Source organism: Brachybacterium rhamnosum, assembly GCF_039526185.1.
Taxonomy (GTDB): domain Bacteria; phylum Actinomycetota; class Actinomycetes; order Actinomycetales; family Dermabacteraceae; genus Brachybacterium; species Brachybacterium rhamnosum.
Map to the genome: position 1 here is coordinate 731,206 of NZ_BAAAIS010000003.1, position 17,899 is coordinate 749,104.

28 protein-coding genes and 1 tRNA gene are annotated in these 17,899 nt (G+C 71.8%); 9 read left to right on the plus strand and 20 right to left on the minus strand.

The features are described from left to right. Window positions 1–8: 8 nt before the first annotated feature. The 16 genes from ABD080_RS13460 to ABD080_RS13535 form a co-directional block, all read right to left on the minus strand. Window positions 9–332 carry a P27 family phage terminase small subunit gene (locus ABD080_RS13460; RefSeq protein WP_343905588.1) on the minus strand — a complete coding sequence of 108 codons (324 nt, stop codon included), beginning with the start codon at window positions 330–332 and terminating at the stop codon, window positions 9–11. Continuing rightward, window positions 329–577 (minus strand): hypothetical protein, encoded by a 249-nt coding sequence (locus ABD080_RS13465; RefSeq protein WP_343905590.1) that lies wholly within the window; start codon window positions 575–577, stop codon window positions 329–331. The genes ABD080_RS13460 and ABD080_RS13465 overlap by 4 nt, the downstream gene beginning before the upstream one ends. Then, window positions 570–1,028 (minus strand): hypothetical protein, encoded by a 459-nt coding sequence (locus ABD080_RS13470; protein ID WP_343905592.1) that lies wholly within the window; start codon window positions 1,026–1,028, stop codon window positions 570–572. The genes ABD080_RS13465 and ABD080_RS13470 overlap by 8 nt, the downstream gene beginning before the upstream one ends. After that, complete coding sequence (locus ABD080_RS13475; protein ID WP_343905594.1) at window positions 1,025–1,861, minus strand: hypothetical protein; 837 nt, start codon at window positions 1,859–1,861, stop codon at window positions 1,025–1,027. Before ABD080_RS13475 ends, ABD080_RS13470 begins: the two co-directional genes overlap by 4 nt. Beyond that, the gene (locus ABD080_RS13480; RefSeq protein WP_343905596.1) at window positions 1,845–2,312 is read right to left on the minus strand and encodes a single-stranded DNA-binding protein; all 468 of its coding nucleotides are present in this window, start codon (window positions 2,310–2,312) and stop codon (window positions 1,845–1,847) included. Before ABD080_RS13480 ends, ABD080_RS13475 begins: the two co-directional genes overlap by 17 nt. Further along, window positions 2,309–3,106: a hypothetical protein gene (locus tag ABD080_RS13485; protein ID WP_343905598.1), complete on the minus strand. Its 798-nt coding sequence runs from the start codon at window positions 3,104–3,106 to the stop codon at window positions 2,309–2,311. Before ABD080_RS13485 ends, ABD080_RS13480 begins: the two co-directional genes overlap by 4 nt. A gap of 12 nt (window positions 3,107–3,118) precedes the next feature. Further along, window positions 3,119–3,349, minus strand: a complete 231-nt coding sequence (locus ABD080_RS13490) for a hypothetical protein (RefSeq protein WP_343905600.1) — start codon at window positions 3,347–3,349, stop codon at window positions 3,119–3,121. Continuing rightward, window positions 3,346–3,555 carry a hypothetical protein gene (locus ABD080_RS13495; RefSeq protein WP_343905602.1) on the minus strand — a complete coding sequence of 70 codons (210 nt, stop codon included), beginning with the start codon at window positions 3,553–3,555 and terminating at the stop codon, window positions 3,346–3,348. The genes ABD080_RS13490 and ABD080_RS13495 overlap by 4 nt, the downstream gene beginning before the upstream one ends. Before the next feature lie 77 nt (window positions 3,556–3,632). Then, window positions 3,633–4,139, minus strand: a complete 507-nt coding sequence (locus ABD080_RS13500) for a hypothetical protein (protein WP_343905604.1) — start codon at window positions 4,137–4,139, stop codon at window positions 3,633–3,635. A gap of 64 nt (window positions 4,140–4,203) precedes the next feature. Beyond that, on the minus strand, window positions 4,204–4,785 hold the full coding sequence (locus tag ABD080_RS13505; protein WP_343905606.1) for a hypothetical protein: 582 nt from the start codon (window positions 4,783–4,785) through the stop codon (window positions 4,204–4,206). After that, window positions 4,782–5,570 (minus strand): helix-turn-helix domain-containing protein, encoded by a 789-nt coding sequence (locus ABD080_RS13510; protein ID WP_343905608.1) that lies wholly within the window; start codon window positions 5,568–5,570, stop codon window positions 4,782–4,784. Before ABD080_RS13510 ends, ABD080_RS13505 begins: the two co-directional genes overlap by 4 nt. 11 nt (window positions 5,571–5,581) lie before the next feature. Continuing rightward, window positions 5,582–5,986 (minus strand): hypothetical protein, encoded by a 405-nt coding sequence (locus ABD080_RS13515; protein ID WP_343905610.1) that lies wholly within the window; start codon window positions 5,984–5,986, stop codon window positions 5,582–5,584. Then, window positions 5,983–6,360: a hypothetical protein gene (locus ABD080_RS13520; RefSeq protein WP_343905612.1), complete on the minus strand. Its 378-nt coding sequence runs from the start codon at window positions 6,358–6,360 to the stop codon at window positions 5,983–5,985. The genes ABD080_RS13515 and ABD080_RS13520 overlap by 4 nt, the downstream gene beginning before the upstream one ends. A gap of 32 nt (window positions 6,361–6,392) precedes the next feature. Beyond that, window positions 6,393–7,172 carry a recombinase RecT gene (locus ABD080_RS13525; protein ID WP_343905614.1) on the minus strand — a complete coding sequence of 260 codons (780 nt, stop codon included), beginning with the start codon at window positions 7,170–7,172 and terminating at the stop codon, window positions 6,393–6,395. Next, entirely contained in the window at window positions 7,172–8,215 is a 1,044-nt protein-coding gene (locus tag ABD080_RS13530; RefSeq protein ID WP_343905616.1) for a lambda-exonuclease family protein, read from the minus strand. The genes ABD080_RS13525 and ABD080_RS13530 overlap by 1 nt, the downstream gene beginning before the upstream one ends. Next, on the minus strand, window positions 8,212–8,478 hold the full coding sequence (locus tag ABD080_RS13535; protein WP_343905618.1) for a hypothetical protein: 267 nt from the start codon (window positions 8,476–8,478) through the stop codon (window positions 8,212–8,214). The genes ABD080_RS13530 and ABD080_RS13535 overlap by 4 nt, the downstream gene beginning before the upstream one ends. 127 nt (window positions 8,479–8,605) lie before the next feature. Between ABD080_RS13535 and ABD080_RS13540 the strand changes: the two genes are divergently transcribed. From ABD080_RS13540 to ABD080_RS13575, 8 genes are all read left to right on the plus strand, one after another. Next, entirely contained in the window at window positions 8,606–8,974 is a 369-nt protein-coding gene (locus ABD080_RS13540; RefSeq protein ID WP_343905620.1) for a hypothetical protein, read from the plus strand. A gap of 37 nt (window positions 8,975–9,011) precedes the next feature. After that, the gene (locus ABD080_RS13545; protein WP_343905622.1) at window positions 9,012–10,142 is read left to right on the plus strand and encodes a tyrosine-type recombinase/integrase; all 1,131 of its coding nucleotides are present in this window, start codon (window positions 9,012–9,014) and stop codon (window positions 10,140–10,142) included. Between the two features lie 81 nt (window positions 10,143–10,223). Next, window positions 10,224–10,733 carry a hypothetical protein gene (locus tag ABD080_RS13550; RefSeq protein WP_343905624.1) on the plus strand — a complete coding sequence of 170 codons (510 nt, stop codon included), beginning with the start codon at window positions 10,224–10,226 and terminating at the stop codon, window positions 10,731–10,733. A gap of 83 nt (window positions 10,734–10,816) precedes the next feature. Further along, window positions 10,817–11,086, plus strand: a complete 270-nt coding sequence (locus ABD080_RS13555; protein WP_343905626.1) for a hypothetical protein — start codon at window positions 10,817–10,819, stop codon at window positions 11,084–11,086. Beyond that, complete coding sequence (locus ABD080_RS13560; protein WP_343905628.1) at window positions 11,083–11,448, plus strand: hypothetical protein; 366 nt, start codon at window positions 11,083–11,085, stop codon at window positions 11,446–11,448. Before ABD080_RS13555 ends, ABD080_RS13560 begins: the two co-directional genes overlap by 4 nt. Continuing rightward, window positions 11,445–11,615 (plus strand): hypothetical protein, encoded by a 171-nt coding sequence (locus ABD080_RS13565; RefSeq protein WP_343905630.1) that lies wholly within the window; start codon window positions 11,445–11,447, stop codon window positions 11,613–11,615. Before ABD080_RS13560 ends, ABD080_RS13565 begins: the two co-directional genes overlap by 4 nt. After that, on the plus strand, window positions 11,612–11,797 hold the full coding sequence (locus ABD080_RS13570) for a hypothetical protein (protein ID WP_343905632.1): 186 nt from the start codon (window positions 11,612–11,614) through the stop codon (window positions 11,795–11,797). The genes ABD080_RS13565 and ABD080_RS13570 overlap by 4 nt, the downstream gene beginning before the upstream one ends. Beyond that, on the plus strand, window positions 11,794–12,357 hold the full coding sequence (locus ABD080_RS13575; protein WP_343905634.1) for a hypothetical protein: 564 nt from the start codon (window positions 11,794–11,796) through the stop codon (window positions 12,355–12,357). The genes ABD080_RS13570 and ABD080_RS13575 overlap by 4 nt, the downstream gene beginning before the upstream one ends. Window positions 12,358–12,374: 17 nt before the next feature. Here ABD080_RS13575 and ABD080_RS13580 read toward each other — a convergent pair whose 3' ends face one another. The 3 genes from ABD080_RS13580 to ABD080_RS13590 form a co-directional block, all read right to left on the minus strand. Beyond that, window positions 12,375–13,139, minus strand: coding sequence for a hypothetical protein (locus ABD080_RS13580; protein WP_343905636.1), 765 nt, complete (start codon window positions 13,137–13,139; stop codon window positions 12,375–12,377). A gap of 111 nt (window positions 13,140–13,250) precedes the next feature. Then, window positions 13,251–13,324 (minus strand) — tRNA-Met (locus tag ABD080_RS13585). A gap of 163 nt (window positions 13,325–13,487) precedes the next feature. Further along, on the minus strand, window positions 13,488–16,580 hold the full coding sequence (locus tag ABD080_RS13590) for a UPF0182 family membrane protein (protein WP_343905638.1): 3,093 nt from the start codon (window positions 16,578–16,580) through the stop codon (window positions 13,488–13,490). 141 nt (window positions 16,581–16,721) lie between these two features. On the opposite strand from ABD080_RS13590, the gene ABD080_RS13595 reads away from it, so the two are divergent. Next, window positions 16,722–17,270, plus strand: a complete 549-nt coding sequence (locus tag ABD080_RS13595) for a PPA1309 family protein (RefSeq protein ID WP_259359523.1) — start codon at window positions 16,722–16,724, stop codon at window positions 17,268–17,270. Window positions 17,271–17,355: 85 nt separating this feature from the next. On the opposite strand, the gene ABD080_RS13600 is transcribed toward ABD080_RS13595, so the two are convergent. Continuing rightward, window positions 17,356–17,811, minus strand: coding sequence for a single-stranded DNA-binding protein (locus ABD080_RS13600; RefSeq protein WP_264449415.1), 456 nt, complete (start codon window positions 17,809–17,811; stop codon window positions 17,356–17,358). Window positions 17,812–17,899: the final 88 nt, after the last annotated feature.

Below are 17,899 nucleotides of genomic sequence, written 5' to 3' on the forward strand. Positions count from 1 at the left end.
GTCTCCTGTCATCGGCGGCGGGCGCGGGGTGCGCGGGCCTGGTACTTGTCGCCGATCCGGGCGAGCTCCCGGGCGGCGTTGTTCTTGATCGCGATTGCAGGGTTCTCGACGGGGGCCCCGCGGACGTCCTGCACGAGCACGCCGTGCTCGGCGACCTTCGAGGTCGCGGCGCGGAGGTCCGCGACGATCGCGCAGTACGCCTCGAGGCCGGCTCCGACCTTCCGGGCGATGGTGTCGTCGCCGACGTCGGTGTGTGCCTGCACGACCTCGTCCCAGATAGCGGCGACGTCCGCTGGCATGTGCCCGGGTGCGGGGTAGTCGTTGGTCGTCATGCGTCGTTCCCGTCTAGGTCAGCGAGCAGGATGCTCGCGATGATGTTGTCCGCCCACCGATCGAGGACGTCGGCGGCGACGTCCACACCGGCGACCATCCCTTCGGCGTAGGCGCGGGCCAGCGGATCGGACACGAGGACGGTCGCCGCGCGTACCTCGACGTACTGCCGGCGGATGTCCGCCGCTCCGCCGCGGATGATCCGGGCCGCGAAGGCCGTGAGCTGGTCCTCGAGCGGACTACTCATCGGATCGCCCTCCGAACAGGCCGCACCACGCCGCGCCGAGCTCGTCGACGGTGAACGTGGTCCGGTCGTGCAGTTCGGCGGTGGCCGCCTGCAGCGGGTCGCGGGTGAGGCTGCGGCCGGCGGGGTGGGCGCGGCGCGCGTTGACCACGGCGAGCGCCCACGTGTACGCCTCGTTCCAGGTGGGGAACTCGCCGGCGCTCACGAGCCGGAACGCGCGCTCCTGGTCGTACGCCTCGAGGGCCCGCCCGGACGGGTCGCCGCGGAGGATGTCCGCGTACCAGGTGCCGGTCCCGTTGCCCTTCCACACGGCGGCGTGCACGCTCCGGTCGACGTGCCACGGTTGCCGCACGAGCCCGCCGGCCGGGTAGTCGCCCGTCCGCCGGTACCCGCCGCCGTCACGCTGGAACGTCTCCTGCGCGTGCCCCGCGGGGTTCACCGTGCGCCCGGTCATGCGGTCATCACCGCGACCCCGGTCATCGGGCGCGCGCCGAGCGTGTTCCCGGTCGAGTCGATCCGGCCGAGCTGCTCCGCGCCCCGGTCCGGGTGCCAGCCCGGTTCGATGCCGGCGAACAGCTCGTCACCGACCTGGTCGGCGAACGCGACGGTCCCGGGGTCGTTCGTGACGACGTACCACTCCGCGCGCTTGTTCTCGTTGAGGTTCGCGCTCGAGAGGACCGCGAACTCGTGGTCCCCGCCGCGGATGACGACGTTCTTGCAGTGCGTGCGGGTCGTGCGGATCGCGTCGAGCCCGAACACGTCCTCGAGGACAGCGGCGTACGACGTGCCGTCGGTCGCGTTGTTCCCGCGGTTGTTGCGGAACGACACGTCGAGGACGAGCCGAAACGACGTGATCAGGTCCGACGCGATGAAGCGGTTCAGGACCTCCATGTCGTAGAGGCCCGCCGACCACGTCTCCACGGTGACCCTCGAGGGGCCGGCCGCGTCGAGGAGCACGAGGACGAGGTCAAGGAGGGAGAAGTCCCCCGTCGTCCGCCACATCTCGAACCATGACGCGTCCGGCTCCGACTCGACGTCGTCGAGGAACCCACCGAGCGCGAGGCGCGCCGAGTTGGTCCGCAGCATCCGGTTCCGCCGGCGGGCGGGGTCGACCTTCACGCGGTGCCCGGCCGAGTCGACGGGCAGGGTCGCCCGGTGCGTGCCGGAGCCCTGCACGTCGCCGGCCTTCCCGAGCCGCCCGGCGGGGTCGACGTTCAGCGGGAGCTGGTCAGCGTCCCGGAAGTGCGCGCGGGTCGCCGGGTCCCACTGCTCAGAACGGCGGGTCATCGTACCCACCCCCGTTCCCGAACCCCTGCTGCTGCGCCTGCCCGCCGCCCTGCGCGGGCGTGTTCTCGGGGGTGCGGGCCGGGGCCTGGCCGCCGCCGTCCTGCGCGTCACGCTTCGGCCACACGGCCGGGGTGCCGTCGGCGGTGAGCTTCAAGCCCTGCCCGATCGACCCGTCCCGGCGCGTGAACTCCTCCATGAACAGCGACCCGGTGACACGGATCGTGTCGCCCTTCCCGATCGCGAGCTCCGCGACCTGCTCCGCGGCCTTCCGCCACCACTCGACGGTGACCCAGGTCGTGTTCTCCCGGTCCCAGTCGCCGCCGGGGGTCGCCGGCGGGATGTCCTTCGACCAGGCGGCGCGGACCTTGCAGACGGCGATGCCGCTGTTCGTGTACCGCAGCTCCGGCTCGCCGCCGGTGCGGGCGGTGATCGTGACGACGGGGTGCTTCACGCCTTCACCTCCGGGAAGACGACGTCACCGTTCGCGATGAACGCGGCGACGTCGACGAGGTCGCGCTTCCCGACGAGCGGGACGTCCGCGCGCTTCCCGAACATCGCGGCGAGCGACCCGGCCTCCGCGCCCTTCCCGGCACGTCGGGACTCGAGGACGCGGAGGGCCTGCTCGAGCGCGGCGACCCGCTCCCGCTGGTACTCGTCGAGCTCGTACGTCTCCGGGAGCGTCGCGATCCTCGCCGCGAGCTCGTCGGCCTGCGCGGACAGTGCGTCGAGGCGCGCCTCGAACGCAGCCGTGTCCGGGGTGACGGTCACCGTCACGGAACCGAACGACGTCGACTCGCCGTCCTCGTCCTGGGTCGCGTCGTCGGCGTCCGCGTCGCGCGCGGCCCGCGCCTTCTCCCCGCGGGTCGTCGTTTCCGGCTCCTGGGAGAAGTCGCCGAGGATCGCGGTGCCCTCCGGGACGGACTCCGAGACGGAGACGCGGGGCCCGGCGTCGACATCCGGGGTGCGGGTTCGGTCCGGCTCGAGACCGAGCCGTGCGAGCGTCCGCGAGGTGTACCAGATGACGTTCCCGTCACGGTGGCGGGCCGGCTTGCCGAGCGCCCACTCCATGACATCCGTGCCGTCGTTCGTGAGCACGTCGCCGGGGCGGAGGTCCGCACGGCTCGCGCGGAGACTCAGCTCCGGGCCGTCCGGCTTCTCCCACCCGTCCGGGATGGTGACGGTGTCGCCCTTCGTGGCAGCTTCGAGGCGTGCGCGGCGTGCGTCGCGGGTGTCGTGGTCGGTCATGGTGGTGTCCTTTCAGCGCCGGGTGGCGCGGGTGGCGAGCACGGCGAGCGCCGCACCCATGAGGAGGTGCCGGCCGTCGATCGGTCCGGCGGTGGGGTCGAGGAGGATCGCGAGGGCGAGGGTGATCGCGGTCCCGGCGAGGATGACGTCGAGGATCGTGACCGTTCCGTCTACGCGGTGGAGACGGTGAGGGCGCGCGGAACCGCCCGCGGCGCGGGCGTGTCCCTCCGGGTTGCAGTTCATGCGCAGTCCACCGTGTCCTGCTCGTCGGCCCCCTCGAGGTACCCGACCATGCGGGTGAGGGAGGAAGCGAGGTCCGTCATGGTCGCGAGGGTGGCTGGCTCGTCGCCGACGGTCAGCTGGACGTGCGTCGTCGTCTCGTCGTCGAGGGTGAACGTGGTGGCGGTGACGTCGGCGGGGAGGTGGAACGTGCGGACATTGGTCGGCATGTGGAGTGGCTCCTTGTGGGGGATCGGCGAGCGGCCTCCCGCTCGTCTACAAATGATAGACGGATCGTCTCTTGTTGTCACATTTGCCGCGCCGACCAGACCGGGACGGCGATCTCGCCGACGGTCCACTCCGCGCCGCAGTCCTCGACGCCGCACTTCACGACGCCGCGCCCCGGATGGACCCACAGGGACATGAGCCCACACTCCGGACAGTCCACGTCGACCGGGAACGCCGACGCGACCTCGCCGACGAGCCGGCGGGCCCGCCACCGGAGCTTCGCGGCCCCGCCCTCCACGTCGACCGCGAGGGTGGGGTCCTCGAGCGCTGCCGTTCCGAGGTTGTTTCCAACGTAGGCGAGCGCACCCACGGTCGAACGTGTGTTCGATGAACCCGCGCGTAACGTTCCGGCAACGAGCCCCGCGTACCGCACCGCGAACACCTCCACGTCCCGGGCCAGGTCGATCACGTCGACCCGCACCGGCACAGACGGCCCCGCCGGCCTGCGCCCGCCCGGCGCACCCCGCCCCGGGGTCACCATCCCCCCGAGAGCCAGGTACCGCACCTCGAGGTCGTCGAGGTGCACGACGGCCCGATCGACCACGGCCCGCGTCCGCTCGTCGACCTCGTCCTGCCACGCCTTCGCCCAGTCAGCCACGCCGCCTCCGCTCCGCCGCGAGCCCCGCCGTGACAGCACCACGGACCCGCCGCACCTCGTCGTCACCGACCACCTCGCCACCCTCCGGGGGCCGCGCCGCGATGTACCGGTCCAGCCGCACGCCCTGCGCGGCGAGCTCGAGAGCCCGCCCGGGTGCTTCACCGTTCCCGACGGCGGTCCAGTACCACCGGATGAACGCCTGCCGCCGCGCCTGCCGATCGGCACGCTCCTCGATTGCGAGCTCCGGATCGTCCTCGAGCTGCGCCGGCGGAACGGGGGCCGGGGCCCGATCGTGCCGCTCCGCCCGCATGGCCCGCACCTGCCGGATCACGTCGCGGGCGGTGATCCACTTCCGCTCGCCGATCCCACCGGCGACGAGGTGCCGAATGGCGGCCTCCGCGTCCGCGAACCGCAGCTCGCACAGACCGAGCGTCCACCAGGCGAGCCCGATCCCGTCGTCCCGCCGGGCCATGCCCGACATGACCGCGAGACCCGCGATCTGCGTCGCCTGCACCGGGCACATGAGCACGTGCCCGTGCCCCGGGTCGGTGCATTCTCGGGGGCCGGCGCTCATCCGTTCCCACCTCCCGCGAACGCGTTCGCGCGGGCGAGCTCGCGACTCATCCAGCCGCCGCTCCCGCCGAGGTCGCGGCGCGCCTGCCCGACGAGGGTCGGCCACTTGTCCCGCAGCTTCGACACCGAGAGGATGTTCGGCGACCAGAACGACGACGCGGTCACCCACGCCATGACGGCGCGGACGTCGTCGACGGCGTGCCCGTCCGAGTCGAGCATGAGCCGCGCCTGCTGCTCCCACCGAGCACCGACCGTCGGCCGCTTCCCGGTGACCGCGTAGACGTGCTCCGCGACGATCCGGCAGACCTCCGCGACGTCCTCCCGGACCGTCGTCGCGTCGGCATCGCCGACACGGTTCACGGACGGTTCACTGGACGGTTCAAGGACGGTTCTGTCGGAAGCAGTGTTCCGGTCGTTCGTGCACCCTGCTTCCGGTCGTGACTGCACCGTGCTTCCGGTCGTGTCGACGTCGCCGTTCCGCCCGGAAGCTCCTTCCGCCCGTGCCGTCGCCTTCGTGAGGTGCAGCTGCAGGTCCCACACGAGGGGCCGCCGATCGGCGCGGAGGTGGGCGGCGAGCCGCTCGTCGCCGGGCACGATCAGACCCTCCCCCTCGAGGAGACGGAGCTTCGTGCGGATCGTCCGATCGGTGACGTTGACGTACGCCGCGAGCCGCTTCTGCGAGGGCCGCGCCTCCCGCCCCTGCGGGTCCGCATGGTCGGCGAGTCCGATCAGCACGAGGTGCGCGAGGGGGTCCGTGACGGGCGCGTGCTTCAGCGCCCACACCATCGCCTCGAGGCTCACAGGGCACCCCCGATGCTGTCGAGGGTGACGACGAAGCGGACCTTGTCGCCGGCGGGGATGCGGCCCCGGAGGGAGGGGTCGACGCCGCCGTGGTGGAGGTGGGGGCCGTCGACGTGCTTCCAGTCGTCGTCGGTGAGGACCCGCGCATCGCGGAGCCCGTCGACGAGCGCCTTCGCGGTGGGGTACAGGTTCGCGGGGTCGTAGTGGGAGGTGTAGCCCTTCCACACGTCGACGTCCACGCGGACGCGTACCCCGGCGGGCACCGGGTACATGGCCCGGCCCGCGCCCTTCCCGATCATCCGCAGCTGGGAGGTGCGGGCGTGCCCGGCTCCCCAGTGGCGACGGTCGTTCGCGTTGAGCAGCGTCCCGCGGGACACGAGCACGGTCGTCTGCTGCCTCACAGGAGCGCCCCGTCCTCGAGACGCACCGTCTCCGGATCGTAGACGGTACGGGCAGCGTAGCGGCGGGCAGGGTTGCCCATGCGGGACCTCCCGCCCTGGTCGACGACGAGCACGAGCTCGTCCTTCTCGAGCTCGTTGCACCGCGACCGGATCGACGAGTCCGACGCGCCGGCCCGCGCGAGACCGTCCATCTGCCGTCGCCGGTACGCGGCGATGATTTGGTCGTGCGTGAGCGGCCCGTCGGCCGCCTCGAGGATCGCGTACACGGCCGCGCGGACAGTGGGCAGGGAGCGGGTCGCGACGGCCGCGGCGGCCTGCGACGTGAACGGGTCACCGACGCGGGCGCGGGCCCGACGGTTCTGCGGAGTGGTCATGGTGGGGGTCCTCTCGGGGGTGTGGGTGGGGGTCACTCGTCGCCGCTGTCGCGGTGGAGCACCTCGCCGGTGTCGGCGTCGACGAGGCCGCCGGTCCGGTACTCCGTCACGCGCTCGTCGGCGCGGGTCGCGAGGGCGAGCGCGGTGGACGCCGGCAGGTCCGGGGCGAGCGCGCGGATGCCGGTCTTCCGGATCATCGCGTCGCGGTCCGTGGCCCAGGGGCCGCGCTGCCCGGCGGCACCGCGCTCGCGGCGCGCGTCGACCTGGTCCATGGGCGTGTACCTCGTCTGCACGGCCCCGTCGGCGAGGGACGCCCACGCGAGCACCCCGATCGGCGGGCGCTTCTCCTCGTGGTCCGCCGGCCGCCACGTCGTGTACTCGCCGCCACGCGCCGTGTCGAAGCCCTGGTCGAACAGGTCCCCTTCGCGAACGATCTGCGCCTTGACGGTGCCGACCTTCCCGGAGCGGCGGGCGAGCTCGACGAGGCCCTTGTACCCGATGATGGGGACGACCGTCTGCTCGCCCTTCACGCGCCGCGGCGTGAGGTACAGGTGCCCGAGCGCGCCGCCCGGCTCGAGGCCGAGCTGCGCGGACAGCATGAGCGCACCGAGGAGCGACGGCGCGGAGCACGCCTGCAGGTCCTCGTTCCGCTGCAGCTCCGTCAGCGTCAGTCGCATGAACGTCTCGACGGGCACCGTCTCCGGGAGCACCTTCGAGAACTCCCCGGACATGGACCGGACGAGGTCGTGAGCGGTGCGCCGCTCGACCGTCTGCGCGGTCGCGATCGTGGTCGACAGGTCGTTGCTGGTCATCAGTCGTCGTATCCCTTCACCGGGCGGAGCACCACGGCTCCGGGGGTCGTCTTCTTGTAGCGGGCGACGAGGTCCGGGTGATCAGCCTCGAGCGCCTTCGTGTCCAGCCGGCGGCCGGGCTTGTTCGCCTTCCACGTCACGAGCAGCTGCCCATCGCCGCGGGCGATCGCATTCGACCCGGCGTGGACCATCGCGTCTTTCATGGCGACCTCCGCGGCGGTCGCGTCGTCCGTGGCGGCCTTCGCCCGGTTCTTCGCGTCGAGCCACCGGCCGACCGCGAGCTCGAGCTCGTCGTCGGCGACGACGGGGTCCGCGTCGAGGTTCGGCACGTGCAGCTCGTTCATGCGGGGCGCGTCGGCGAACGACGCGGACGGCGGCCGCTGGGCGACCACGTGCTCCTTCCACCAGGTGCCCGCGTACTCGATCAGCTGGGCGTGGACGGCGGGGTCCGCGTCGATCCGGTACGGCTCCTTCAGCGCCTTCTCGGGGGTGTCATCGCGGACCCAGCAGGCGACCCATGCGGTGTCGAGTCCGGACACGGCGAGCTGCTGCTGCACCTGCACCTGCACGTACGCCGGCGGCACCCCGTCGACCCAGTTCTTCTCGTAGTTCCAGCGGGACGTCGTCTTCACCTCGAGCACGCCGAGCGGGTCAGCGCCGGTCGTGCCCCGCGGGTACAGGAGCCGGTCGAGGGTCGCGAACATCCACCCGTGGTCCGGGTGGACGAGCAGGCCGGGCGTCGGCCCGATCTTCCCGAGCTCCGGCCACTCCCGGACCGTCCACCGGGCGACCATGTCCTCCATGTCCGTCCCGATCTGCGCGGCGATGGACGGGGCCTCGTCGACGACGTCGGACGTGTCGACCTTCGACAGGTAGACGGACAGGGGCGTCGCCCACGCGGAAAGGCCGAGCACGGCGGCGGTCTCCGACGCGCCGAGGCCCATGCGGCGGGCGGTGAGCCACAGGCGACGGTCCCGTTGGTAGTCCTGCGCGGGGAGGACGAGCACGCCGGCGAGGCCGCGCATCCGGTCCGGGGCGGTCACAGGGCACCCCCGATGGGGTCGCCGTTGGGGTAGCAGAACAGGGCGTCGACGGGCTGGTCGAGGGCGGCGGCGATCCGCTCCGCCTTCGCGAGCTCGATGTTCGGCACCTTGCCGGGCGGGTAGGTGTGCACCCGCTGCTGCTTGCGGACGGTCTCGACGGACAGGGCGGCGCGGCGAGCGAGGGCGGTGCCGGACAGTCCGAACCGGTTCGTCAGCGTGTCCTGGTCGAGCGTGTAGGCGCGCGCTCGAACGTACGTGGCCATGGGTGGGGCGTCCCTTCGTAGACGTTCCGTCTACGGTGCGTAGACGGCGTGGCCACCATAGCCCCATGCCCCCCACCCCGTCTACTCCGAGTAGACATTTGTCAGACCCCACGCATACGATTTCCCCATGAACGCCACACCGAAGACCATCCGCGACCTACTCCGCGAACACATCGACCGCACGGGCGACTCCTACCAGGACATCGCCAAGAAGACCGGCCTTAGCAAGCCCCTCATTGGTGCGATCATGGCCAGCACGACCACCCGCTCGTACCGGCCCGCGACCGTCGACAAGCTCGCCGCCGGCCTCCGCCTCCCCGCCGACGTCATGCACCGCGCCGCAGCCGCGTCCGCCGGCATGGCCGTCAGCGTCCCCGACGCGCCCGCCGACCGCGACGACGCCCGGATCGTCTCCGAGCTCCTCGAGCACCTCGACGACGCGACCCTCCACACCGTCCGCGTGATCGTGCAGGCCCTGGTCGACGATGCCCGGTAGGCCACCCCTCCCGATCGGCACATGGGGCACCGTCACGGTGACCCGCGTCCCGGGCGGTTACCAGGCCCGGACCCGGTTCCGGGACGTCGACGGCGTGACCCGCTCCGTGACCCGCACCCGCCCCACGAAGGGCGCGGCACGCAACGCGCTCACCGAGGACCTCACGGACCGCCTCGCGCCCGCCGGCGAGGACCTCACCGCGAACTCCCCGATTGAGCAGGCCGTCACCCTCTGGCTCGCCGACCGGGAGACCGCGAACCTCGCCTCGAACACCCTCCGCCGGTACCGGGAAGTCGCGACCGACCACGTCAACCCCGGCATGGGAGCGGTCCGCCTCCGCGAAGCGACCGTCCCCCGCCTCGAGGCGTACATCCGCGGGCTCCGCGCGACGATCGGCGCACCCACCGCGCGCCTCGCACGGACCGTGCTCTCGGGGGCGCTGTCCCTCGCGACGCGGCACGGCGCGCTCGCCTCGAACCCCATGCGCGACGTCGCCGGCGTCACCGTCACGAAGAAGGACCCGCACGCCCTCACCGTCGACCAGGTCCGCGCTGTCCGTGCCGCGATCATCGCCTGGCAGTCCCCGCCGCCCCGCGAGGACGGCAAGCCGCGCCGCGGTCGCCCCCGCACCACCGCGCTCCTCGACGTCGTCGACGTCATCCTCGCCACGTCCGCCCGGATCGGCGAGGCGCTCGCCCCCCGCTGGTCCGAGGACATCGACCTCGAGGCCGGGACCCTCACCATCTCCGGGACCCTCTCGTGGACCGACGAGAAGCCCGCCCGCCTCTACCGGCAGGACTACCGCAAGGGCGACGCCGACCACGTCGTGCACACCCTCTCCCCGCACCTCGTCGCCATGCTCACCCGCCGCCACGTCAACGCCGACGGCAACCCCCACGACCTCGTCTTCCCCGCCGCGAACGGCGCGCACTGGGACCAGAACAACTTCCGCAAGACGCTGCGCGCCGCCCTCGAGCCGGCAGGCCTCGCATGGATCACCCCACACGAGCTCCGCCGGACCGTCGCGACCGAGGTCGACCGGACCCACGGCCTCCGCGCCGCCGCCGAGGTCATGGGCAACACGGAGGAGGTCGCACGCCGGCACTACGTCGAGCGCCGCACCCTCGCCCCCGACGTCCGGGACACCCTCGAGAAGTTCTTCGCCTAACCGTCTAGCGCGAGTAGATGCTTCGTCTACTTTTATGTAGACTGTAGGGGTACCGCCCACCCCGCCGAGGAGCTCGCCACCATGAACACCGTCACCGCCTACGCCGCCCGAGCCCGCGCCGCCCGCGACGCCGCCCTCGCGATCGCCACCGCCGACCAGCTCCCCACTCGCCTCGACGCGGACCGCGCCTGGCACCTCGCCGACTTCGCTCAGCGGTGCGACGCCCTGGCAAACATCGCGGACGGCGACCGCATGACCGCCGCCTTCCGGAACGCCGGGGACTACGCCGACCAGGCGCACGCCGCCGCGCGGACCGCCCAGGACCGCCGCCACGCGGCCTACGGTGTCGAGCGCGCATGCCGGGAGAACGACCGCAAGGCCCTCGCCGACGCGCTCCGGGTCGCCCGGGGGGCCCACATGACCGAGGGTGAGCGGACCGTTGCCGCCCGCGCCGCCCGCCGCCTCGCCACCCTGCCCGCCGGACGGCCCGCCGTCGACGCCCTCTCGTGGGCGTACGCGCGGCACCTGGGAATGACCGCCGAGCAGATCGAGCGAATGCGGGGCGCGGCCGCGCAGGCTTCCGCCGCCTGACCACCCCACCCCCGGGCGGGGGTCCCCCATGACCCCCGCCCCCGACGTCTACGCTTCGTAGACGGATCGACTAGGAGGACACCATGCACGCCGACCCCGACGACCCGACGCTCCTGCACTCTCACTTCGCGCTCCGCGCTCCTACCCTCGTCATCGCCACCCTTCCCGGACGGTTCCTGCTCCGCCGCGTGCTCCGCCGCATGGCCGAGAACGAGCTCCGCGCGACCGGCTTCACCCTCACCGGCCCCTACTGCTTCCACTTCGGCAGCACCGACGGTGCCGCCGTCGCCTTCGTCCACTTCACGTGCCGCGACCAGCTCGCCGCCGACTTCGCCGGGGAGACCGCCCGATGACCGCGCGCCCCTGCGCGTGGCGCGACTGCACCGCCCCCGCCACCGGCCGCGGCACCTGCCGACGGCACCTCGCCCGGACCTACGCCGCCGGCCACCGGGCCGCCACCGCCATGCACCCCGACGACGTCCTCGCCCGCCTCACCGCCCCGGCCCCGACGCCGGGCCGCACCCCGACCGTCAACCGCCTCGCCGACCTCGAGTGGCTGCTCGACGGCGGCGTGACCCCCGACCTCGCCGCCGCCCGCGTCGACTGGGCCCGCGACACCGCGCTCGCCCTCGCACACCGCCACGGCCGCGCCGACCTCGCCGACAAGTTCATCCGCCGCTCCCCCGCCCGCATCACGTGGGGGGCCGTCGCATGACCACCTGGGATCACCCCGACGGCCCCGCCGACTACGTCGAGGCCGGTCGCGGCGCACCCGAGCCCTACACCGGCGAGCCGACCTGGCTCCCCGGACAGCTCGACCTGCTCGACGCCCTCGACGACGACACGACCGACCAGCACCCCCGGAAGGACACCACCCCATGAGAGCGACCCCCGTCTACGACTCGACCCTCGCCGACGCGATCGACGCACTGCCCGCCGGCGACACCGCCGCCGCCGACCGCCTCGAGGCCCTCGACCTCGCCACCCTCCCCGACGAGGTCTGCCCCATGTACGCGAAGCAGACCTGGCCCTCGCCCGTCGCTGTTCTCGGGTTCGACCGATGATCGCCCCGAACCATGCCCGCACCGTCGCCGGGTTCGACCCCGCGCCGGCCATGTACCGGTTCACCGGCGAGACGCACGTCCAGCGGAAGCGGCGCGAGCGCTACGGCCACAGCCGCACCGGGTACCACGACCTCCCGGCCGTGGCGGTGACCGTGCTCGCCACCGACCAGGCCGATGCCGAGCGGATTGTGGGCGACATGCTCAGCACCCCGGCCGACACCCCGGAGGGCGGGTACAGCGACCACATCGACACCCACACCCGGCACTTCACGTGGACCCGCGTCGAGCAGGCCCCCGCCGATGCCGCTGAGGCCGAGCAGCTCCGGGAAGAGCTCGCCCGGACCGTCGCTCAGCTCGACGAGGCGCAGTCAGCCGGGCGGCTCGCGCTACAGCAGGCTCAGGCCGAGCGCGGCGCGGCCGAACACGCGCAGGAGAAGGTCGCCCGCGTATACGCGCTGCACCTCCCAGCCGGATCACCCGCCGTGTGCCAGCACTGCAACGGATCGCAGGGCACTCACCCGCCATTCCCGTGCGAGACGATCCGCGCGCTCGAAGGCTAGTAAAGCTGGAGCCTGCGTTACTTTCCGTCGTCGTCTAGCTCCTCGGCGTCTAGATCAGTGGGCGCATCGACCTCCTGGTGGATCGAGAACTGCTCTAGCAAGAACTCCGACCCCATGTTCGAGGCAATGCCATTCATGACCGGCACCCCGACCTGGCTGAAGAAGAAGACACCTCCGACGAACGCGATCTTCCGCAAGAACTCTCGCCCGGCCCTCGACCGCTTCACTGCCGGCTGGAACGCAAGCACGCCAACGGCTTCGTGGAACGTCGAGCGAGCGGCGAGCAGGTCCGGACGATCGCCCGACAGGTGAGCGAGCGCGGCATCGAGCAGCTCTCGAATGTACGTGCGGTGCGGCTCACTCATTCCAGGGATGCTTGCTAGCACCCCCTTCGCCTCTCCGATCGCTTGTCGAACGGCATCTAGATCGGCCTTCTCGAGAGTGAACTGCGGCTCTCCACGGTCGAGTATGAGCGCCCAGGACGCGAGAGATCCCATCTGCTCCGCCGAAGGTCGCTTCCCGGAACCCTGGCTGGACCAAGTCGAATCGGGCACGAAGATCGTTGCTGCGATCGAGTCCAGCATCTTCCGGTTGGCATCGAGGAGGTCGACGGTCTTGAGGCCTGCTCGCACCTCATCGAGAAGGCTCACTGCGCGCAGCACGTCGTCCCAGAGTTCCGGATTCGACGCGTTCTGTGCCCCACGCGACGAGTACACGGACGCGTTGTTCGCGACCGACCAGCCGCCTAGAAGAGAGTGGAGCTCGCGCGCGGGGTTGTTCATGGCAGGAGCCTAGCGAATAAGCGGTGAGTTTCCGGCCAGTCCGGTCGAATAGACGGGGAACGCGAAGCGGCCCCCACCCGGCAAAGTACCAGGTGAGGGCCGCTTTTCTCGTAGCGGGGGCAGGATTTGAACCTACGACCTCCGGGTTATGAGCCCGGCGAGCTACCGAACTGCTCCACCCCGCGGCGACATGGACTACTCTACGACGACCGAACCCGCAGGTCCAATCCATAGGGGTCGAACGTGGGCCAAGCCACGTTCACGCGCTGTTCGCGCGCGTTCCCGTGCCCGAGCGGCCTGCCCGCCCGCCGTGATCGACGGGCGGGCAGGCCGCGAGGATCGGGTCGGTCAGCCCTCGCCGCCGTCGGACGGCGATCCGGTGGGCACGCTCTGCCCCATCTCCTCCTGCGCGGCGATCGCGCGGTTCAGCGCATCGGAGACGCGGTCCTGGGCCTCGCCGTAGGCGGCCCAGTCCCCCTTCTCCATCGCCGCATCCGCGTCCTTGACGGCCTGGTCCATGTCCGCGAGCGCCTGGTTCAGGCGCTCCTCGGCGGAGCCCTGGTCTCCGCTCGCCGGGGCCTCGGTCTGCGTGCCCTCGTCCCCTGCGGGAGGCTCCGTGGTCGTGGCGTCACCGGTCTCGGCGTCGACGGCGCCGCTCGCACCGCCGGTGTCGCTCACGGAGGCGTCACCGGCATTGGCGCCGGAGTCGCCGCCGAAGACGAGGTCGAGGGCCTCGTCCAGCGTGGGTGCGAAGCCGATCTTGTCACCGAAGGAGACGAGCACCATCTGCAGCAGCGGGTACTGCGTGCCGCCTCCCGCGGAGGAGGACTGCAGGTACACCGGCTGCACGTAGAGCAGACCGCCGCCGACCGGCAGCGTGAGCAGGTTGCCGTTGATGACCTCGGAGTTGCCGGACTTCAGCAGGTTCAGCGCCCGCGAGACGTTCGGCTCCGAGTTGAAGGTCGCCTGCACCTGCCCGGGACCGTTGACCGGGTTCGACGCCGGCAGCACGAGCAGGCGCATCTGCCCGTAGCTCTCCGCGGGGTTGCCCTTCTCGTCCCCGGTCTCCGAGTCCACGGCGAGATAGCCGGTGAGGACGTTCTGGCCCTGCGCCGGGCGGTAGGTCGAGGACACCGTGAAGCGGGGGGCGTCCGCCCCCGGCACCTGCATCGTGAGGTAGGTCGGGGGCTGCGCCGGCTGCTCCCCCGGGGTGCCGTCCGGGTTCTCCGGGGCCGGCTTGGTGGGATCGGGCGTGACCTGCCAGAAGTCCTGCTGGCCGAAGAACTCCCCGGCGTCCGTCACGTGATACTTCGACAGCTGCTCGCGCTGGGCCTTGAAGTAGTCCGCCGGGTAGCGGAGGTGGCTCATGAGCTCGCTGCTGATCTCGGTGTGGTCGTGCAGTGACTTCGGGAACACCTCGTTCCACGCCTTGAGGATCGGGTCCTCGGTGTCCCACGCGTAGAGGGTCACCGAGCCGTCGTACGCGTTGACCGTGGCCTTGACCGCGTTGCGCATGTAGTTCGCGTTCGGCACCCGGTTCTGCGAGGTGTCCCCCGCCGAGGTCTGCGAGTCCGTGACGACGGAGTCGAGGTCCACGGACGTCGAGTACGGATAGCGGTCCGACGTGGTGTAGCCGTCGACCACCCACACGAGCGAGCCGTCCACGACCGCCGGGTACATCTGCGAGTCCAGCGAGAGGAACGGGGCGACCTCGCGCACGCGCTCCTGCGGGTCGCGGTCGTAGAGGATCTGCGACTCGTCGTTGACGTAGCTGGAGATGAGGATGTTGGGATCGCGGAACTTGATCGCGTACAGCAGGCGGTTCACGAAGCTGCCCACGGACGGGCCGCCGTCACCGGTGAAGGTGTAGTTCACCTGGTCGCCGCCCTCGTCATCGGTGCCGCCGGACTGGTAGTCGAACTCCTCGAGCTCCGAGCCCTCCGGGGCGCCGACGATCGAGTAGTCCGGGGAGTGCCGGCCGAAGTAGACGCGCTCCTCGTAGTCCCCGAAGGCGCCGGAGCCCGGCACGCCGGACTCGAGGAAGGTGGGCTCGCCGTCGCTGCTGCGCTGGTTGCCGTAGGCCGCGGCGGTGCCGTAGCCGTGGGTGTAGACGATGTGCTGGTTGACCCAGCCCTGGGTGTCCAGCTGGAACCGGTCCGGGCGCAGCTCGCGCACGCCGATCACGGTGTCCTGCTGCTGCCCGTCGATCTGGTAGCGGTCCACGGAGAGCACGTCGTCGAAGCCCCAGTAGCGACGGTTCGCCTCACGCTGCTGGAAGGTCGGCGCGATGACGTTGGGGTCCATGAGGCGGATCTGGGCGGTGGTCGCCGCGTCCTCGCGCAGGGCGCCGGGCTCGGCGTCCGTCGTCGCGGTGTAGGGGACCTCCTCGACGCCGTCGATGCCGAAGGCGGCACGGGTCGCGTCGATGTTGCGCTGGATGTACGGCTGCTCGAGGGTGCGCTCGTTCGGGCTCACCTGGAAGCGCTGCACGGCCCAGGGGTAGATGTTCCCGACCACGAGGGTCGCGAGGATCATCAGGCCGGCACCCACGGCCGGGATCCGCCAGTCCGACCGGGAGATCCACAGGACGAACAGCGCGGCCACCACGATCGCGGAGATCGCGAGGATCGTCTGTGCGGGGAGGATCGCGTTGACGTCCGTGTAGGACGCGCCGTCGAAACGGCTGTGCGTGCCCACGAGGAGGTCGTAGCGGCGGAACCAGTGGCCCGCGCCGAGCAGCACCACGTAGATCGCGGCGAGCACGCCGAGGTGGCGGCGGGCAGATCGGGTGACCTCGAGGCCGCTCTCCTGCCCCCAGGCGACGCCGCCGTAGACGAAGTGACCGATGAGCGCTCCGACGATCGCCACGAGGAGGACGAACTGCCCGAAGGAGATCACGAGGTCGATCAGCGGCAGCTGGAAGACGTAGAAGGAGATGTCCTTGGAGAAGATCGGATCGGTCTCGCCGAACTGCTGCGGGTGCAGGAAGAGCTGCACGTCCTGCCAGCGGCGCGCGGCCGCGAGACCGCCGAAGGCGCCGATCACGATCGGCGCGGCGATGGTCAGGCCGCGGCGCAGCGGCTCCACGGCGGTGCGGAACTGCTCGAGGGCCTCCTGCTCACGGGTGACCGGCGGATACACCGGGCGGCGCAGGTAGGACAGGCGGAGGCTGAGGAAGAGCGGGGCCGCGAAGAGCAGGAAGCCGAGCGCGAAGAGCACCGCCTCCGTGCCCCAGCGCACCACCAGCACCTCGGTGACGGCCAGCTGGTCGAACCAGAGGTACGTGGTCCAGACCTCGGAGGCCAGCAGCAGCACGAGCACGACGAGGGCGAGCACGCCGAGCGTGATCGCCAGCGGGGAGATCCGCCGCCGGCTCGGGGCGCCTCCCTCCGGCGCAGGTCGGGGTCGGGGGGTGTCGCCGAAGGGCGCGGAGAAGCTCACAGATGTCCTCGGGTCGTGCAGCTGGGGACCCCGACGTGCGAACGACGGACCGCGGGCCCCGGATACAGTGGGGAGTGACCACCGGCAGTGGTGGTCCCCACCATTCTGTCAGGTCGACCGCGAAGGGCGGCTCACGATTCGATGACGACTCCGGACCCTCTGGACGCCCCCACCGCCGCGCTCGCGGCCGCCGTGCTCGAGGTCGCCCGACACGTGGCCGAGGAGCCGCTCCCCGCACCGCGCTGGTTCGCGCTCGCGCGGGTCTCCGAGCTGCTCGCCGCCTCGCCGTCGCTCGCCTCGCTGCTGGGGGTCGAGGAGGCCGCCGCCGGGGAGAGCGCCGCGGACGAGCACGCCCTGACCCCCGTCGAGCTCGACGACGCCGCGGCCGCCGGGCCGGGCACCGCGCCCACGGACCCGCTCGAGGGCCTCGCGAGCATCGCCTGGCCCGATCTCGCCGTGGGCGGGGCGCTGGCCTGCGATCTCGCCGCCTCCGCCTGGACGGTGCGCGCCGAGGAGGGCCAGGAGACCCTGCCGGCCGGCTCGACGCTCCGGATCGTCGTCGCCGCTCTCGAGGACGGCACCACGTGGTCCGCCGTGCGCAGGCCCGGCGGGGACGGATTCGTGCTGGGCGAGGCCCTCGTGCCCGAGCTGTCCTCCGCCCTCCTGCAGTCCCTGCGCGAGGACGGCTGAACCCCGCCCTCGTGCTCGGGGCGCTCCTCCCGCTCGGGGCCGGGACGATCCTGCATCACCCCGGCCCCGGTGGATGGGCCTGCGCTCACGCGACGGCGACGGCCTCCTCGGGGATCGTGACCTCCTCCTCGCCGGGGGTGAGGACCTCCCCGGTGCTCGGATCGTGCTCGGGGATGGTGTCCAGGCGCAGGCGTCCCTTGTAGGTGGCGCTGCCCCAGACGAGGTCCACGGCGACGCTCTCGGCGTTGATCTGGAGGTCCGTGCGGTCCGTTCCGGCGTCGTCCTGCCAGGTGTTCGTGCTCAGCCGCCCGGTGACCACGACCGGGTTGCCCTTGCGGACCGAGGAGAGCACGTTGGCGCCCAGCGCGGGGCCGGTGAAGACGGTGTAGAACTCGGACCTGAGGTCCTTCCAGGTCTGCGACTCACGGTCGAAATAGCTGTCGGTGACCGCGACCCGCAGCTTGGCGCCGTTGCCCTGGGTCTTGGGCTGGGGGTCCTCGGTGAGGTTCCCGCGGATGGTGATGACGGTGGCGTCCTTCATGGGGGATGTCCTTCCCTGTGCCGGGAGGCTCCCGGCGCCGGCACCGTGCCGACTGCCCTCACTGTCCCGTCGGCCCGCCCGTCGGAGC

Excerpts from the sequence above, each read along its gene's own strand:
- ABD080_RS13460 (WP_343905588.1), bottom strand. The coding sequence starts at position 332 with ATGACGACCAACGACTACCCCGCACCCGGGCACATGCCAGCGGACGTC.
- ABD080_RS13465 (WP_343905590.1), bottom strand. The coding sequence starts at position 577 with ATGAGTAGTCCGCTCGAGGACCAGCTCACGGCCTTCGCGGCCCGGATC.
- ABD080_RS13470 (WP_343905592.1), bottom strand. The coding sequence starts at position 1,028 with ATGACCGGGCGCACGGTGAACCCCGCGGGGCACGCGCAGGAGACGTTC.
- ABD080_RS13475 (WP_343905594.1), bottom strand. The coding sequence starts at position 1,861 with ATGACCCGCCGTTCTGAGCAGTGGGACCCGGCGACCCGCGCGCACTTC.
- ABD080_RS13485 (WP_343905598.1), bottom strand. The coding sequence starts at position 3,106 with ATGACCGACCACGACACCCGCGACGCACGCCGCGCACGCCTCGAAGCT.
- ABD080_RS13490 (WP_343905600.1), bottom strand. The coding sequence starts at position 3,349 with ATGAACTGCAACCCGGAGGGACACGCCCGCGCCGCGGGCGGTTCCGCG.
- ABD080_RS13495 (WP_343905602.1), bottom strand. The coding sequence starts at position 3,555 with ATGCCGACCAATGTCCGCACGTTCCACCTCCCCGCCGACGTCACCGCC.
- ABD080_RS13505 (WP_343905606.1), bottom strand. The coding sequence starts at position 4,785 with ATGAGCGCCGGCCCCCGAGAATGCACCGACCCGGGGCACGGGCACGTG.
- ABD080_RS13510 (WP_343905608.1), bottom strand. The coding sequence starts at position 5,570 with ATGGTGTGGGCGCTGAAGCACGCGCCCGTCACGGACCCCCTCGCGCAC.
- ABD080_RS13520 (WP_343905612.1), bottom strand. The coding sequence starts at position 6,360 with ATGACCACTCCGCAGAACCGTCGGGCCCGCGCCCGCGTCGGTGACCCG.
- ABD080_RS13525 (WP_343905614.1), bottom strand. The coding sequence starts at position 7,172 with ATGACCAGCAACGACCTGTCGACCACGATCGCGACCGCGCAGACGGTC.
- ABD080_RS13535 (WP_343905618.1), bottom strand. The coding sequence starts at position 8,478 with ATGGCCACGTACGTTCGAGCGCGCGCCTACACGCTCGACCAGGACACG.
- ABD080_RS13540 (WP_343905620.1), top strand. The coding sequence starts at position 8,606 with ATGAACGCCACACCGAAGACCATCCGCGACCTACTCCGCGAACACATC.
- ABD080_RS13550 (WP_343905624.1), top strand. The coding sequence starts at position 10,224 with ATGAACACCGTCACCGCCTACGCCGCCCGAGCCCGCGCCGCCCGCGAC.
- ABD080_RS13555 (WP_343905626.1), top strand. The coding sequence starts at position 10,817 with ATGCACGCCGACCCCGACGACCCGACGCTCCTGCACTCTCACTTCGCG.
- ABD080_RS13560 (WP_343905628.1), top strand. The coding sequence starts at position 11,083 with ATGACCGCGCGCCCCTGCGCGTGGCGCGACTGCACCGCCCCCGCCACC.
- ABD080_RS13565 (WP_343905630.1), top strand. The coding sequence starts at position 11,445 with ATGACCACCTGGGATCACCCCGACGGCCCCGCCGACTACGTCGAGGCC.
- ABD080_RS13570 (WP_343905632.1), top strand. The coding sequence starts at position 11,612 with ATGAGAGCGACCCCCGTCTACGACTCGACCCTCGCCGACGCGATCGAC.
- ABD080_RS13575 (WP_343905634.1), top strand. The coding sequence starts at position 11,794 with ATGATCGCCCCGAACCATGCCCGCACCGTCGCCGGGTTCGACCCCGCG.
- ABD080_RS13580 (WP_343905636.1), bottom strand. The coding sequence starts at position 13,139 with ATGAACAACCCCGCGCGCGAGCTCCACTCTCTTCTAGGCGGCTGGTCG.
- ABD080_RS13595 (WP_259359523.1), top strand. The coding sequence starts at position 16,722 with ATGACGACTCCGGACCCTCTGGACGCCCCCACCGCCGCGCTCGCGGCC.
- ABD080_RS13600 (WP_264449415.1), bottom strand. The coding sequence starts at position 17,811 with ATGAAGGACGCCACCGTCATCACCATCCGCGGGAACCTCACCGAGGAC.